At 74.8% G+C, this 15669-nt stretch carries 10 protein-coding genes; 8 read left to right on the top strand and 2 right to left on the bottom strand.

All coding sequences use genetic code 11. The annotated features are described in order from the left end of the window. Positions 1-43: 43 nt before the first annotated feature. A complete protein-coding gene (locus tag ACZ7D7_RS05180; protein WP_470822532.1) occupies positions 44-1708 on the bottom strand; it encodes a serine/threonine-protein kinase in 1665 nt (554 codons plus the stop codon). 445 nt (positions 1709-2153) lie between these two features. Between ACZ7D7_RS05180 and ACZ7D7_RS05175 the strand changes: the two genes are divergently transcribed. From ACZ7D7_RS05175 to ACZ7D7_RS05155, 5 genes are all read left to right on the top strand, one after another. Beyond that, positions 2154-6164: an FHA domain-containing protein gene (locus tag ACZ7D7_RS05175; protein WP_470823184.1), complete on the top strand. Its 4011-nt coding sequence runs from the start codon at positions 2154-2156 to the stop codon at positions 6162-6164. Positions 6165-6417: 253 nt separating this feature from the next. Continuing rightward, positions 6418-7839 carry an ABC transporter substrate-binding protein gene (locus tag ACZ7D7_RS05170; RefSeq protein ID WP_470822530.1) on the top strand — a complete coding sequence of 474 codons (1422 nt, stop codon included), beginning with the start codon at positions 6418-6420 and terminating at the stop codon, positions 7837-7839. 7 nt (positions 7840-7846) lie between these two features. After that, a complete protein-coding gene (locus ACZ7D7_RS05165; protein ID WP_470822528.1) occupies positions 7847-9193 on the top strand; it encodes a carbohydrate ABC transporter permease in 1347 nt (448 codons plus the stop codon). Next, positions 9190-10098: a carbohydrate ABC transporter permease gene (locus ACZ7D7_RS05160; protein ID WP_470822527.1), complete on the top strand. Its 909-nt coding sequence runs from the start codon at positions 9190-9192 to the stop codon at positions 10096-10098. The genes ACZ7D7_RS05165 and ACZ7D7_RS05160 overlap by 4 nt, the downstream gene beginning before the upstream one ends. 235 nt (positions 10099-10333) lie before the next feature. Next, the gene (locus ACZ7D7_RS05155; protein ID WP_470822526.1) at positions 10334-11620 is read left to right on the top strand and encodes a hypothetical protein; all 1287 of its coding nucleotides are present in this window, start codon (positions 10334-10336) and stop codon (positions 11618-11620) included. 171 nt (positions 11621-11791) lie between these two features. Here the strand turns inward: ACZ7D7_RS05155 and ACZ7D7_RS05150 are convergent, their stop codons facing one another. Next, positions 11792-12205 (bottom strand): organic hydroperoxide resistance protein, encoded by a 414-nt coding sequence (locus ACZ7D7_RS05150; protein ID WP_470822524.1) that lies wholly within the window; start codon positions 12203-12205, stop codon positions 11792-11794. Between the two features lie 124 nt (positions 12206-12329). Between ACZ7D7_RS05150 and ACZ7D7_RS05145 the strand changes: the two genes are divergently transcribed. The 3 genes from ACZ7D7_RS05145 (at position 12330) to galE (ending at position 15599) form a co-directional block, all read left to right on the top strand. Further along, positions 12330-12827, top strand: coding sequence for a MarR family winged helix-turn-helix transcriptional regulator (locus ACZ7D7_RS05145; protein ID WP_470822522.1), 498 nt, complete (start codon positions 12330-12332; stop codon positions 12825-12827). A 95-nt stretch (positions 12828-12922) separates the two neighbouring features. Continuing rightward, entirely contained in the window at positions 12923-14554 is a 1632-nt protein-coding gene (locus tag ACZ7D7_RS05140) for a glycosyltransferase (protein WP_470822520.1), read from the top strand. 64 nt (positions 14555-14618) lie between these two features. Further along, on the top strand, positions 14619-15599 hold the full coding sequence (gene galE, locus ACZ7D7_RS05135; RefSeq protein ID WP_470822519.1) for a UDP-glucose 4-epimerase GalE: 981 nt from the start codon (positions 14619-14621) through the stop codon (positions 15597-15599). Positions 15600-15669: the final 70 nt, after the last annotated feature.

Here is a 15669-nt window from a genome sequence, read left to right as displayed (position 1 = left end):
GTGTCGACAAATCCCCAAACCAGGAGCCGGCGTACGGGGTGCGTCAGCCGGTGCCGGTGTCCGTGCCGGTGCCGGTCTCGCCGCCCGAGGTGCCGCCGAGGTCCTCGATCCAGCCGGTCACGGTGCCGAACCAGTCGGTGAGCTGGTCCCAGTAGCCCTTGGTGGTGCCGATCCAGTCCTGGAGCGGGCTCAGTTCCCAGATCAGCCAGCCCGCGACGAACAGGATGACGACGGTGAACAGGCAGCCCTTGAGGCAGCCGAGGCCGGGGATGCGCATCGGGTTGGCGCTGCGCTGCCGCGGCTCGCGCGGGGGCCGCTGCCGCTCCGGCGGGGGCGGCGGCGGTGCGTACCGCTGCGGCTGGGGCTGCTGGGGCGGGGGCGGCGCGTAGCGCTGGGGCTGCTGCTGCCCGTAGCCCTGCGAGGGCTGCTGGGGCTGTCGCTGCGGGGGCCGCTGGGGCTGCTGCTGGGGGCGGGCGACCTGCCGCTGGGGGCGGCGGCGCAGCGGGTCCTCGTTCGGGTCGAGGTACTGGACCTGCGTCTGTTCGTTGCGGTCGCGGGCGGCACGGAGCTGGTTCTGCCAGGGGTGCGGGTCCTCGGGGCCGCCGCCGGTCTGTCCCTGCGGCACCGGGGGCATCACGGCCGTGGGGTCGGCGGAGCCCGCCGGGCCGCCCTGGCCGCCGGTGTGCGGCATGACGCTGGTCGCGGCGTTCGGGTCGTAGGCGCTCGCGCCGTGCGGCAGCACCTGCGTGGGATCGGCGTCGCCGGTCGCGCCGGGCGTGCCCGGAACGGGAGCGGGGGCCGGGTCGGGGGCGAGGAGCGCGCCGACGTTCTCGGCGGCGGCGATCTGCGCGGAGTTCGCGTGCACGCCGATGCCCTCGGCGACGACGCGCAGGCCGCGCGCGAGGTTCTCGGCGCTGGGGCGCTCGTCGGGGTTCTTGCGCAGGCAGCGCTCGATGACCGTCCACAGCGGGTCGGGGACGGTGGAGGGGCGGCGCGGCTCGGCGCTGAGGTGCTGGTGCAGGACCTCGAGGGCGGACTGGCCGGCGAACGGCGGGCGGCCGGTGACCAGCTCGTACAGCAGGATGCCGGCGCCGTAGATGTCGACGGCGGAGGTCTGCGGGCGGCCCTCGGCGGACTCGGGCGCCACGTACGCGGGCGTGCCGACGAACTCGTGGGTGCGGGTGAGGCCCGGGGAGTCGGCGAGGCGGGCGATGCCGAAGTCGGTCAGCATCGGGTGCAGCTCGCCGCCGTCCTGCTTGAGCAGGACGTTGGCCGGCTTCAGGTCGCGGTGCACGACGCCGTCGGCGTGGCTCGCGGCCAGCGCGTCGGCGATCTGGGCGGTGACGAGGGCCGCGCCGACCGGGGTGAAGGGGCCGTTCTCCCGCAGGTGGCGGTGCAGGTCGGGGCCGTCGACCAGGTCCATGACGAGGGCCAGCAGATCGCCCTCCACGACGAGGTCGCGGACCCGCACGATGTTCGGGTGGGTCAGGCGCAGCAGCACCGACCGCTCCCGCAGGAACCGCGTGACGATGTCGGCGTCGTTCGCGAGCTCCTCCTTGAGGACCTTGATCGCGACGGTCTCCCCGGGCTGGCCCGGCACGGCCGCCTCGGCGCCCGCGGTCTCCCGCTGGCGAGCCCGCCAGACGGTCCCCGTCGCGCCACGTCCGAGCGGCTCCTCGAGGAAGTACTTGCTGCCTACCGGCCGCACGTCATGCGCTCCCTGCTTGCTTGGCTGGCCCGCACACCTGGAAATCACCGTGCCGCGGGGGTGGTCTTCGGACCAACTGTAGTGCCGTGGTGTCCGGCACCGGGCTGTCCTTGCTCCGGTATCTGCCCGGCACCTGCCCGTACATGTTCGAAGGAAAGACGCTTCAGTCGATCCGTTGGTTGCCGGAGGCCGACGTGACCGATCTCAAGTGGCTCTCAAACGGTCATCGGTGCGGCAATGGTCAGGCACTTTTGCGGGCAGAGCCGACCATTCAAGATCATTTGGTGAAGGGGGGCGGGCACGTTGTGCGCGGCAGGTGCGAGGATGCCTCCTGTACTGGCCGACGTGCTCGTGCGGCGGGGTGGGGAAAGTCCGCGGTGGGGGACCGTGGGCGGTTTCGGCTCCTGTCGGGCGGGCGCCCGTGCAGAAGGGACCGCTGACGGCGATGCAGATCCGGCTGACCGTCGTAGACCCGCTGGGCCCGCCCTCCCCCACGGCGCGGGCTCGCGCCGCGAGCTGCGACGTGCTGGTCACGGCCCCCGCCGGTACGGCGCTCGCGGCGGTGGCCTCGGCCCTCGCCTCGGCGGTCTCCGGCAGCGACGGCCCCGCCGTGCTGTACGCCGCCGCCCAGCGGCTCGACGCCCAGCGCTGCACGCTCGGGGAACCCCCGCTGATCGACGGCGCCATGCTGTCCGTGGGCGCTCCCCTGGAGCCGGAGGCGCATCCCGAGCTGGACGACGCCCCGACCCAGCTGCACGTGGTCGCCGGTCCGGACGCGGGCGGCGTCCATCTGCTGCACGGCGGCGAGATCCGCGTGGGCCGGTCCGCCGACGCCGACGTCCCGCTCGACGACCCGGACGTCTCCCGGCTGCACTGCGCGGTGACCGTCGCCGCCGACGGCCGCGTCGCGGTCGCCGACCTCGGCTCGACGAACGGCACGCTGCTGGACGGCACGCGCGTGACCGGCCGCGCGGTGCGGTTCCCGCCGGGCGCGCTGCTGCGGGTCGGCGAGTCCACCCTGCGGCTGGCCCCGTCCGGCGGCCCGGGCGCCCGCGTGGAGACCGCCCCGGACGGCGAGGGCCACGTGCGCGTGCCCGCCGACGGCACCCACGCGCGCGTGACGGACACGTCCCGCGAGGGCGCGCCGGGCCCGGTGGAGCACACGCACCACGCGTACGGATCGGTCACGGCGGTGCCGCCCGGATCCGCTGCCCCCGCTGCCCCCGGCGAGCACCACACCGTGCCGGGGCAGGGCGGGGCGCCCTGGATAGAGAGCCGGGGCGCGGCGGGCGACGGCGGCACGGGAGCGGCGGGCGGCCCGGCGACCGGGCACGGCGCAGGGGCGCGCGGCGGGAACGCGGGACGCGTTCCGTCCGCCAGGCCGGAAGCCGGTTCGGGCAACGGCTCCGCCTACGGCACGGGCGACGGCTCGGCTCCGGGCGACGACGCATCCGCTCACGGCCCGGCCCAGGGCCCGGGCGACACATCCGGTTACGGCCCGGCCCACGCATCGGGCCGTGGCTCGGCCTACGGCAGGGGCGACGGCTCGGGTCCGGGCAACGACGCAGCGGCTTACGGCTCGGCCCACGGCTCCGGCCCGGCCCACACGGGCCACGGCCCCGCCCACGGCACGGGCCACGGCCCCGCCCACGGCACGGGCGACGGCTCACGCCCGGGCAACGACGCAGCGGCTTACGGCTCGGCCCACGGCTCCGGTCCGGCCCACACGGGCCACGGCCCCGCCCACGGCACGGGCGACGGCTCACGCCCGGGCGGCGACGCATCCGCTTACGGTTCGGCCCACTCATCGGGACGTGGCTCGGCCCAGGGCCCCGGTCCGGCCCACGCGTCGGGCAACGAATCGGCCCACGGCACGGGCGACGGACCGGCTTACGCCCCGGGCGACGCGTCCGCTCACGGCTCGGGCCGCGGAGGCACGCACGGTGGTCGGCCGGCGGGCGCTTCCGGGGGCGCCCGGCACCCCGGCGCCCCGGGCGTCCGTGACGCCGCGCCGGGCGACGCCCCGGACGCCCGCGAGGTCAACGCCACCCCCGGCCGCAAAGGCACCCCGCTGCGCGGGACGGACGTACCGCAGGGCGTCCGGCGGCGCGGCGGGCTGTCCGCCTGGGCGCGGCGGCTGACCGGCGGGCGGGCCGAACAGCGCGCCGGGGACGAGGCCGGGCACGACGGCGACGGGCCGGCCGACCCCGCCGCGCGGGCGCCCCACGCCGCCACGCGCGTGCCGGAGACCTGGCCGGACCCGGCCGCGCTGCTGCTGACGGCGCTGGGACCGGGACCGCGGCTGTGGGAGCGCGGCCCCGGCCACCCGGAGGCGCTCACGGTGCGGCTCGGCACGGCCGACCGGACGGCGCCCGACGGCGGTCTGCTGCCCGCGGTGCCGGTGACCGCCGGGCTGCGCGAGGTCGGCGCGCTCGGTCTCGCGGGCCCGCGCGCGCGGCTCGCCGGGCTGGCCCGCGCGGTGCTGGCGCAGCTCGCGGCGCTGCACTCCCCCGACACGCTGGAGATCGCGCTGATCACGGCCGACCGCTCCCGCTCCGTGGAGGAGCGCACGGCCGAGTGGTCCTGGCTGGGCTGGCTGCCCCATCTGCGTCCGGGCCATGGCCAGGACTGCCGCCTGCTGCTCGCCTACGACCGCGAACAGGCCACGGCCCGCACCGACGAGCTGCTGCGCCGCCTGGAGGACCACCTGGCGGACACCCGGCAGGGCATCGACCCGGCTCGCCCGCACACCCCGGCGACGGGAGCCGCCTCCGGCGCGCTGTCCGCGTCCCGCTCCGCCGCCCACCGCCCGTCCTGGGCCCGCCCGGACGAGGCCCTCGACGGCGGCCGGGAATCCGCCGCCCCCTCCTACGACGGCCCGCACACCGTGCTCGTGGTCGACGGCGACCCCGGTGGGAGCGACGTGCGCGAGGCCGTGGCGCGGCTGGCGCTGGAGGGCCCGCGGGCCGGGATCCACGTGGTGTGCCTGGCCGAGACCGCGTCTGCCTCCCCCGCCTCGCCGGTGACGGACACGTACGAGGCGGCCTGCGCGGCGTCGCCGGTGTTCCGCGAGTGCGGCGCCGTCGCGCTGCTCAGCGGCGACGTGGCGACGGCGCTGCGGCTGCTGCGCGTGGCCCGCGCGGGCGCCCCCGGCGACCGGGTCGGCCCCGTCGGGCACGGCACGGTCGGCACCGTGGACGCGGTGTCGCTGCCCTGGGCCGAGCGGTTCGCGCGGGCGCTGGCGCCGCTGCGCACGGACGGCGGTGTGGCGGAGCGCGCGCGGGTGTCGGCGCCGCTGCCCCTGTCGGCGCGGCTGCTCGACGAGTTGGGGCTGGCGCGGGCGACCCCGGCGTCCCTGATGGCCCGTTGGGCGGCGGCCGCCGACGATCCCGAGGCGCTCGGCGGGCGGGCCTGCGCCGTGCTGGGCGCCGGTCCGCGCGGCCCGGTCGGCGTGGACCTCGCCGCGGAGGGACCGCACCTGCTGATCGAGGGGCCGCCGGGCAGCGGCCGTACGGAGCTGCTGCGGGCGGTCGTCGCGTCGCTGGCCGCCGCCGAGCGCCCGGACCGGCTCGGCGTCGTGCTGGTCGACGGCCGGGGCACCGTCGGCACGACCGGCGGCCACGGCGAGGGCCTGCACGCCGCGACGGACGTACCGCACGTCACGACGCACCTCACCGCCAACGACCCGGTGCGGATGCGGGAGTTCGCGCAGTCGCTGAGCGCGGAGCTGAAGCGCCGGGCCGAGCTGCTGGGCCGCTCCGACTTCACCGAGTGGCACACGGGCCGTGAGCTGTCGGGCCGGATGGTCGCGCAGCGCACGGCCGCGGCGCGGGGCGCCTCGGGCGCGGGCGGCGCGGACCACACCGGCGATCTGGAGGCGCCGCCGAGCTCCACGCTGAAGTTGCGTCCGGGCGCGGCCCGCCGGCGCGCGGAGCCGGCGCCGCCGCTGCCCCGGCTGGTCGTCGTCGTGGACGACCTGGACGCGCTGGTCTCGCCCGCGCTCGGCTCGCCGGGCCGCCCGGCGGCCGGGTCGGTGATGCGGGCGCTGGAGGCGGTGGCGCGGGAGGGTGAGCGGCTCGGCGTGCACCTGGTGGCGGCGTCGGCGGCGGACGGCCGTACGGCGGAGTCGGAGCCGGTCCGGCGGGCCGGGCTGCGCGTCACGCTCGACGCGCCCACCGCGGGCCCCGAGGAACCGGCGCCGGGGCGCGGCCGGCTGACCTCGGCGGACGGCCGCAGCGTCCCGTTCCAGGGCGGCCGGGTCACGGGCCGCATCCCGCGCACGGCGACCCTGCGCCCGACGGTCGTCCCGCTGGAGTGGCACCGCATGGGCGACCCCCCGACCCGCCGCCCGGTCCGCGAGCTGGGCAACGGCCCGACGGACCTGGCCCTGCTGGCCAGCGCCCTGGAGCGGGCGGCCCGCCAGGTGGAGGCCGCGGAGGTCCCCTCACTGCTGTAGCGCGGGTTTTAGCCCGTCCGGGGGTGCCCGCTGCGGTCGGGTTTGAGGACGGGGCCGTCCGGGCCGATAAGGGGGGTCCGGGGGCACCGCCCCCGGCGAGGCGAGCACCGACGCCGGTCACCGGTCACGACGGGGTCACGATGTCCCGCTTCACAGCGGACGCGCCCTTGCACGGCCCACCCCCCGGGCGTAGACCAGACCGCACGGGACAGCGCTTCGACACGTTCGACGAGGAACGAAGAACGGGGCAGTGATGCGCAGGACGAGCAGCACATTCCGGACACGTAGGTCTTCCACGAACCGCCCGCCGATCCCCCGTACCCGCAGAGCCGCGAAGACGGCGGCCGCCGTGGCGGCCGGGGCGCTCGCGCTCTCGCTCACGGCGTGCGGCGGCGGTGACGACAAGGACAACGGCGGCGGCAGCGGCGACACCGGCAAGGAAACCGGCACCACCGTCACCCTTCCCAAGCTGAACGGCGAGAGCCTGGAGGTCGCCGCCGTCTGGACCGGCGCCGAACAGGCCAACTTCAAGAAGGTCCTCGCGGAGTTCGAGAAGCGCACGGGCGCGAAGGTCACGTTCGTTCCCGCGCAGGACCCGATCATCAACTTCCTCGGCTCGAAGATCGCGGGCGGCCAGCCGCCGGACGTCGCGATGCTGCCGCAGCCGGGCGCGATCAAGCAGGCGGTCGACAAGGGCTGGGCCAAGCCGCTGGGCAAGGAGGCGCAGGACCAGCTGGCCAAGAACTACTCGCAGGGCTGGCAGGACATCGGCAAGGTCGGCGGCAAGCCGTACGGCGTCTACTACAAGGCCGCCAACAAGTCGCTGATCTGGTACAACGCGCAGGTCTTCGAGAACGCGGGCGCGAGCGAGCCCAAGACGTGGGACGAGCTGCTGACCACCGCGCAGACCGTCTACGACTCGGGCGTCACGCCGTTCTCGGTCGGCGGCGCGGACGGCTGGACGCTGACGGACTGGTTCGAGAACGTCTATCTGTCGCAGGCGGGCCCGGAGAAGTACGACCAGCTCGCCCAGCACGAGATCAAGTGGACGGACCCGTCCGTGAAGGACGCGCTGACCACGCTGGCCCAGGTGTGGGGCAAGGCGGACTACATCGCGGGCGGCGCGAGCGGCGCGCTGCAGACGGAGTTCCCGGCGTCCGTGACGCAGACCTTCACCGGCGGCGACCAGCCGAAGGCGGCGATGGTCTTCGAGGGCGACTTCGTGCAGGTCAACATCGGTGAGACCGACATGAAGGTGGGCACGGACGCGAAGGTGTTCCCGTTCCCGGCGGTCGGTGACGAGGCGCCGGTGGTGTCCGGCGGCGACGCGGCGGTGATCCTTGAGGACTCCAAGGCGTCGCAGGCGCTGGCGACGTTCCTGGCCTCGCCCGACGCGGCGACGATCCAGGCGGAGCTGGGCGGCTACCTCTCCCCGAACAAGAACGTCGACGCGGCGTCGTACCCGAACGACGTCCAGCGGAAGATGGCCGAGGCGCTGATCGCGGCCGGCGACGACTTCCGCTTCGACATGTCGGACCAGGCCCCGCAGGCCTTCGGCGGGACGCCCGGCAAGGGCGAGTGGAAGATCCTCCAGGACTTCCTGAAGAACCCGAAGGACGTCGCGGGCACCCAGGCCAAGCTGGAGGCGGAAGCGGCCAAGGCGTACGGGGGCTGATCCGGCGATGGCGTCGGACACGGCGGCAGGGGCCCCTCCGGCCCCTGCCGCGCCCAAGTCGCGCAAGAGTGTGACCGGCACCCGGCGGACCGTGGCGGCCCTGTTCCTGCTGCCCGCCCTCCTGCTGCTGGGCGCGCTCGTGGTCTACCCGATCGGGTACTCGGTCGTCCGCAGCTTCTACGACCAGTCCGGCGACGGCTTCGCCGGACTCGACAACTACGAGGCCCTGTTCACGGACGAGGGCATCCGCACCGCCCTGAAGAACAACATCATCTGGGTGGTGTTCGCGCCGACGGTGGCGACCGCGCTCGGCCTGATCTTCGCGGTGCTGACGGAACGGGTCCGCTGGGGCACGGCGTTCAAACTGGTCGTCTTCATGCCGATGGCGATCTCGATGCTGGCGGCGGGCATCATCTTCCGCCTGGTGTACGACCAGGACCCGGACAAGGGCGTCGCGAACGCGGTGTGGGTGGGCGTGCACGACACGTTCGCCCAGGCGTCGGCGTTCCCGAAGGCGCATCCGGGCCGTGACTCGCCGCTGGAGGCGGCGGGCGGCGGCGCGTTCGTCACCAAGGAGCCGGTGCGGGCCGGGCAGGCGGTGGTGCTGCCGCTCGTCGGTGTCGCCCCGGACCTGATGCCGGACGGCGCGAAGGACGCCGCGCCGCCGAAGGCCGAGCCCGGCAAGGTCTCCGGCACGACCTGGCAGGACTTCACCCGCGGCAAGGGCGTCGGGCGGCTGGGCGGCGTGGACGCGGGCGAGCTGGGCTACGCCGGGATGCGGATCGAGGCGGTGAAGGACGGCAAGGTCGTCGCGTCGGCGACGGCGGCCGGCGACGGCACGTTCACGCTGCCCGCGGCGGCCGACGGGGCGCTGCTGAGGCTCCCGGCGGAGAACTTCAAGGAGGCGTACAACGGCCTGGACTGGCTCGGCCCGTCGCTGGTCACCCCGGCGATCATCGGCGCGTACATCTGGATGTGGGCCGGGTTCGCGATGGTGCTGATCGCGGCCGGGCTCGCGGGCATCCCGCGGGAGCTGCTGGAGGCGGCCCGGGTGGACGGGGCGACCGAGTGGCAGGTGTTCCGGCGGGTCACGGTGCCACTGCTGGCGCCGGTCCTCGCGGTCGTCGCCGTCACGCTGATGATCAACGTCCTGAAGATCTTCGACCTGGTCTTCATCATCGCGCCGGGCTCCTCGCAGGACGACGCGAACGTCCTCGCGCTGGAGCTGTACCGCAAGGGCTTCTCCGAGGACCAGCCGGGCATCGCGAGCGCCATCGCGGTGTTCCTGCTGCTGCTGGTCATCCCCGTCATGTGGTTCAACGTCAGGCGGCTCAGGCGGGAGGTGCGGCGATGACCGCGGACACCGGTGCCACGAAGGCGCCACCGCCGAAGGAGGCGGTCGGGGCGGAGCGTTCGCTGGGCGCGCGGCTGGCGGAGGGCGTGAGCGGCGGGCTGCTGCGGGTGTTCCTGATCGTCGTCGGCTTCTTCTGGCTGGTGCCGACGGTCGGGCTGCTGCTGTCCTCGCTGCGCACCCCGGAGGACATGAACGAGAGCGGCTGGTGGACGGTGCTCACCGAGCCCGCGAAGCTGACGTTCACCAGCTACGAGAAGCTGCTGGAGAACGGCGACATCACCGACTCCCTCGTGAACACGGTGCTGATCACGGTGCCGGCGACCGTGCTGGTGGTGGTCATCGGCTCGCTGGCCGGGTACGCGTTCGCGTGGATGGAGTTCCCGGGCCGGGACTGGTGGTTCCTCGCGGTGGTCGGGCTGCTGGTGGTGCCGGTGCAGGTGGCGCTGATCCCGATTGCGGAACTCTTCGGCAAGCTCGGCATCTTCGGCTCGATGATCGGCGTGATCCTGTTCCACGTCGGCTTCGGCCTGCCCTTCGCGGTGTTCCTGCTGCGGAACTTCTTCGCGGAGATCCCGCGGGAGCTGCTGGAGGCGGCGCGGCTGGACGGGGCGGGCGAGCTGCGGCTGTTCGCGCGCGTCGTGATGCCGCTGGGCGGTCCGGCGATCGCCTCGCTCGGCATCTTCCAGTTCCTGTGGGTGTGGAACGACATGCTGGTCGCGCTGATCTTCACCGACTCCGGGAGCCAGCCGATCACGGTGGCCCTGCAGACGCAGGTGCGGCAGTTCGGCAACAACATCGACGTGCTGGCGCCGGGCGCCTTCATCTCGATGGTGGTCCCGCTGGCCGTGTTCTTCGCGTTCCAGCGGCAGTTCGTGTCGGGCGTGATGGCGGGCGCCGTCAAGTAGCCGACGCGGCAGGACCTTCGCGGCAGGACCTTTGAAGGGGCGGACCGTCAGCGGTCCGCCCCTTTCCGTGCTCCCGGCGTCCCCCGGACGGCACAGCGCGCGTAACCAAGTCGCCGCACCCGCCGTTCCCGGGCCGAACGCCCGCGCCGACCCATGGATGCCCGTTGGAGTCCCGTATGTCCCCCGGCACCTCGCGGCCCGTCACCGGCCGCGGCCCCGACGTGCTCACCGCTTCATGAGGCCCCGCACCTGGGTGCTGCTGCTGGCCGCGGTGTTCGCCGTGCTCCAACTGGCGAACGTCACCGGCCGGGCCACCCCCGACACCAAGAACTACGTGTCGTACGCCCTGAGTCTGCGCGGCGATTCCGAGCGCGAGGCGGCGGCGGCCACGATCGACTACTTCTGCGGGAGCAGGGCGTCGATCGCGCAGCGCAGGCAGAGCGTGCACGTGGTGCGCTTCCACCGCCCCGACCCGGCCCCGCGGGTGGCGGCCGAGTGCCGGGAACGCGAGTGGCGCGAGGTCGAGGCGCGGCTGCGGGCCGGTCAGACCGGCGGTCACACCGCGCCGTTCGCGTCGGAGCGCTTCCTGCGGATCTTCGAGTCCCGGCCCGGCTATCCGGCGTTCCTGGTGCCGTTCCTCACGGTGTTCGGCGTGACGTGGGGCGTGTGGGCGGCGGGCGTGACCGTCACGGTCGCGGGCGGTGTCCTCGCGTTCCTGATCCTGCGGACGCTGGCGGTGCCGCTGCCGCTCGCGCTGACCGGGCAGGCGCTGTACTACGTCCTGCCGTGCGGGACGACGGCGATGCGCCCGATGACGGAGGGCCTGATGATGGCGCTGACGCTGGCGGCGCTGTGGGGCTGCGCGCTGGTGCCGACGGGACGGGTGCGGGCCGGGGTCGCGCTGGTGGCGGGGTCGCTGGCCGCGCTGTTCGCGGTCAAGCACTCGCAGGCGCTGTTCCTCGGGGTGTGCCTGGCCGGGGCGGGCGCGCTGATCGCCGTGACGCGCCGGGGGCGGGGGCTGTCGCCGGGGCGTGGGCCTGTGCTGATCGGGGCGGTCGGGCTCGGCGGGGCGCTGGCGACGCTGCTGCTGGCGCGCGTGCTGCACTATCCGTCGGCGTCGGAGAGCGTCCAGGACCTGCTCACCGACCACTTCACCCGGCCGGACCGGGAACGGCCGTGGCCCGAGTTCCTCCAGCTCCAGGGCGCCTTCTGGGTGGAGTGGCTGCGGCGGCAGCTGTGGGAGCCGCTGTTCCTGGCGTTCCTGGCGGCCGGCGCGTGGGGCGCGGTGCGGCGGGGCGCGTTCGGGGTGTTCCTGTCGGCTGCGTCGTTCACCGGAATCCTCACGCAGGCCGGGCATCCGGACATCAACATCTGGGGCGGGCGGCTGATCGTGCTGGTCTGGCTGCTGCCGGTGCTGGGGGTGCCGCTGCTGCTGGAGCCCGTGGTGCGGGGCCGGGTGGTGCTGCCGTCGCAGGGGCACACCAGCCCTTTGGTCCAGGGACTCCGCCGAGGGGACGCGTGATCACGCGACCGGCCTCGCCGTCCGCCGGCTCCGGGCCGGCGCGGGTCGCGCCCTGACGGCCGTGAAGGCGGCGGCCGCCGACCGGGACAGGTGGACGGTCGGCGGCCGCCGGGTTCGGGAGGGCCTGGGCCGCGATCGAGGAGCGCGGCGCTCAGGGGGCGCCGGTCGGCGTCACTCGACGACGATGTCGACCGGGATGTTGCCGCGGGTGGCGTTGGAGTAGGGGCAGACCTCGTGGGCCTGCTCGACCAGCTTGCGGCCGGTGGCCTCGTCCACACCCTCCGGCAGCTCGACGCGGAGCGTGACCGCGAGTCCGAAGCCCGCGCCCTGCTTGCCTATGCCGACCTCACCGGTGACGGCGGCGTCGCTGACGTCCACCTTGGCCTGCCGGCCGACCAGGCCGAGCGCGCTGGCGAAGCAGGCCGCGTACCCGGCGGCGAACAGCTGCTCCGGGTTGGTGCCCTGGCCGTTGCCGCCGAGCTCCACCGGCGGGGCGAGCTGCACGTCCAGCTTGCCGTCGGAGGTGTAGGCGCGGCCGTCGCGGCCGTGGGTGGCGGTGGCGACAGCGGTGTAGAGCGCGTCCATGGATGAACCATCCCTCTCGAGTCGGTCGTGTTCCGGCGGCCTTGCCGACCGCCTCACGACCACAAGTAGAGCACACAACTCAATTGCACGCAATCAAATGGCGCACCAGGTCTACCCTGGGAACATGACCCCGACCTCCGCCCCCGGCTCCGACCCGGCGACCGCGTCCGACGCGGCCTGGCTCCGCCTGGACAGCCAGATCTGCTTCTCCCTGCACGCCGCCTCACGCGCCTTCAACGGCGTCTACCGCGTGCTCCTCAAGGACCTCGGGCTGACCTACCCCCAGTACCTGGTGATGCTGGTGCTCTGGGAGCACGGCGAGTTGCCGGTCAAGAAGCTCGGCGAGCACCTGCGCCTCGACTCGGGCACACTGTCGCCGCTGCTCAAGCGGCTGGAGGCGGCCGGCCTGGTGACCCGGCAGCGCAGCGCGCGCGACGAGCGGTCGGTCGAGGTGCGGCTGACCGGCCAGGGCCGCGCGATGCGCGAGCGGGCGGTCGAGGTGCCGCGCCGGATCGTGGAGGCGACCGGCTTCGACCTCGACGGGATCCGCGCCCTGCGCACCCATCTCGACGAGCTCACCACGGCACTGGACGCGGCGGCGGCGTCGAGCGGCGGCGACTGACGGCCGCGAGCCGCACGACCACCCTCCTCCCGCCCACCCGCCTGCGGCTGTGGCGCTTGTGGCGGTTTGTCCGCGCATGCCCATGATGGACAGATATGAGCACGCACGGTACGGACCCCGCCCCTCCCGCCGACGTCGCCGCCGTCGGCGGGCCCGTCGGTGTCGTCGTCATCGGCTACGACGACGCCGCGCACGTCGCCGACGCGGTGCGCTCGGCGCTCGCGCAGGGCGCCGCCGTCGGTGAGGTCGTCGCCGTGGACGACTGCTCGACGGACGGCAGCGCGGAACTGCTGGACCGCCTCGCCGAGACCGAGCCGCGGCTCAGGGTCGTGCGGCGGCCGGTCAACAGCGGCGGCTGCGGCAGCCCCCGCAACACCGGCATCGACGCGGTGACCACGCCGTACGTGATGTTCCTCGACAGCGACGACGTCCTGCCGCCCGGTGCCGTGGACGCGCTGCTCACGGCGGCGACCGAGGAGGACGCCGACGTCGCGAGCGGGCTGTGCGTGCGCCGGGAGCTGCCCTCGGGGCGCGAGGTGCCGTGGCAGGCGGCGCTCTACGCGGCGCGCGCCGTCGTCGCACGCCCCGCGCAGCACCCCCGGCTGGTCCACGACACGCTCTGCGTCAACAAGCTCTACCGCACGGACTTCCTGCGCGAGCACGGCATCCGCTTCCCCGAGGGCCGCTACCGCTACGAGGACTTCGTCTTCACCGCGCGCGTCCTCGCCGCCGTGCCGCGCGTCGTCCTCGTGCCGGACCGGGTCTACGTGTGGCACGTGCGCCGGTCCGCCGAACGGCTGTCGATCTCCCTGGACCGCGCGGACATCGCCAATTGGCAGGCGCGCCTGAGGGCCTGCCGGGCGGCGTACGAGATCCTGCTGGGCGCCGGTCAGAAGCGGCTCGCGCGGGCGGCGCGCGCCAAGTTCCTCGACCACGAGCTGCGCATGTACGTCCGTGAGCTGGGCCTGCGCGACCCGCACTACCGGCGCGCATGGTGGGAGCACACGCGGGCGCACCTCTCGGAGTACGACGCTGCCGACTGGTCGCGTGCTCCGGGCGCACCCGGCCGGCTGATCGGCCGGGTGGTGCTGGCCTCCCCCGAGCCGCGCGACCTGCCCCGGCTGCGGGAGCTGGCGGCCCGTCCGGCGCGGCTGTGCCCGCCGTACGCGCGCGCCGCCGACGGCACGCCGGTCTGGTCGGCCGACCTCCCCCAGGTCACGCTGGAGCCCCTGCTCACGCGCCCCATGCGGTACCTGCCCGTCGCCGTGGACGCGGAGCTGCGCCCGCGCGCCCGCGCCGCCCCGCTGCGGCTGCGCCTGCACGAGCTGTACGGGCGGCTCGGCGCGGCCGGCCCGGCGGCGGTCGAGGTGCGGTGGCGGCGCCGCGAGGACGGCACGGTCACGGCCCGCGACACGGCGGCGCTCGTCCCCGCCGGGCCCGGCACCTGGACGGCGGAGACGGCCGTGGACGCGGCCGGGCTCGGCGCGGGCACCTGGGAGTTGCGCCTGCGGCTGCGCTTCCGCGACGGCTCCGGGCGTGAGGCGACGGCGCACGCGCTGACGGGCGCCGGGCGCCTGCGCCGACGCGCCGTTCCGAGCCCGCGGCACGGGATCGTCCTCATCAGGCCGTACGCCACGAACTCCGGGTCGCTCGCCCTGCGGGTCGCGCCCGGCGTGCGCGGTGTGACGGCTGTCGTGCGCGGAAGGCTCCGGCGCCTGATTCACTGATAGCGAGCTGCCCGAGCGCACCACGCACCACCCATTCGGGCCAACAGACGAGGGGACGGCCGACATGACCTGGCTGATCACCGGCGGCGCCGGCTACATCGGGGCGCACGTCGTACGGGCGATGACCGAGGCGGGCGAGCGGACGGTCGTGTACGACGACCTGTCCACGGGCATCGCCGAGCGGGTGCCCGACGGCGTTCCGCTGGTGGTCGGCTCGGTCCTGGACGGCGAGCGGATCGGCCGCGCCCTCGCGGACCACGGCGTCACGGGTGTCGTCCACCTCGCGGCGAAGAAGCAGGTCGGCGAGTCGGTGGAGCTGCCGCTGCGGTACTACCACGAGAACGTGGAGGGCCTGCGGGTCCTGCTGGACGCGGTCACGGCGGCCGACGTGCCGTCGTTCGTGTTCTCGTCCTCGGCGGCGGTGTACGGCATGCCGGACGTCGACCTCGTCACGGAGGAGACGCCGTGCGCGCCGATGTCGCCGTACGGCGAGACCAAGCTGGCCGGCGAGTGGCTGGTCCGCGCGACGGGCCGCGCGACCGGCCTGGCCACGGCGTCCCTGCGGTACTTCAACGTGGCGGGCGCGGCGGCCCCGGAACTCTCCGACACCGGCGTCTCCAACCTCGTCCCGATGGTCTTCGAGCGGCTCACCGAGAACGCGCCCCCGCGCATCTTCGGCGACGACTACGACACCCCGGACGGCACCTGCGTCCGCGACTACATCCACGTCGTCGACCTGGCCGAGGCCCACGTCGCGGCGGCCCGCACCCTGCGCGCCTCCCCGGGCCGGGACCTCACGCTCAACATCGGCCGCGGCGAGGGCGTCTCCGTACGCGAGATGATCGACCTCATCAACGCCGTCACCGGCTACGACCGCCCCCCGACGGTCACCCCGCGCCGCCCCGGCGACCCGTCCCGCGTAGTCGCCTCGGCCGACCGGGCGGCCACGGAACTGGGCTGGAAGGCCAAGCACGACGTCCAGGACATGATCACCTCGGCCTGGCAGGGCTGGACCCACCACAACCCTGGCGCAGCCCGCGCGTGACACCGGGGTACCCGCGTAGCCGCAGGCAGTCGCACCGCACAGGCAGCGGAGTGGACGCGCGCCATTCCGC

This window comes from Streptomyces sp. NPDC037054, assembly GCF_055606745.1.
This window is presented reverse-complemented; position numbering and strand designations above follow the sequence as displayed.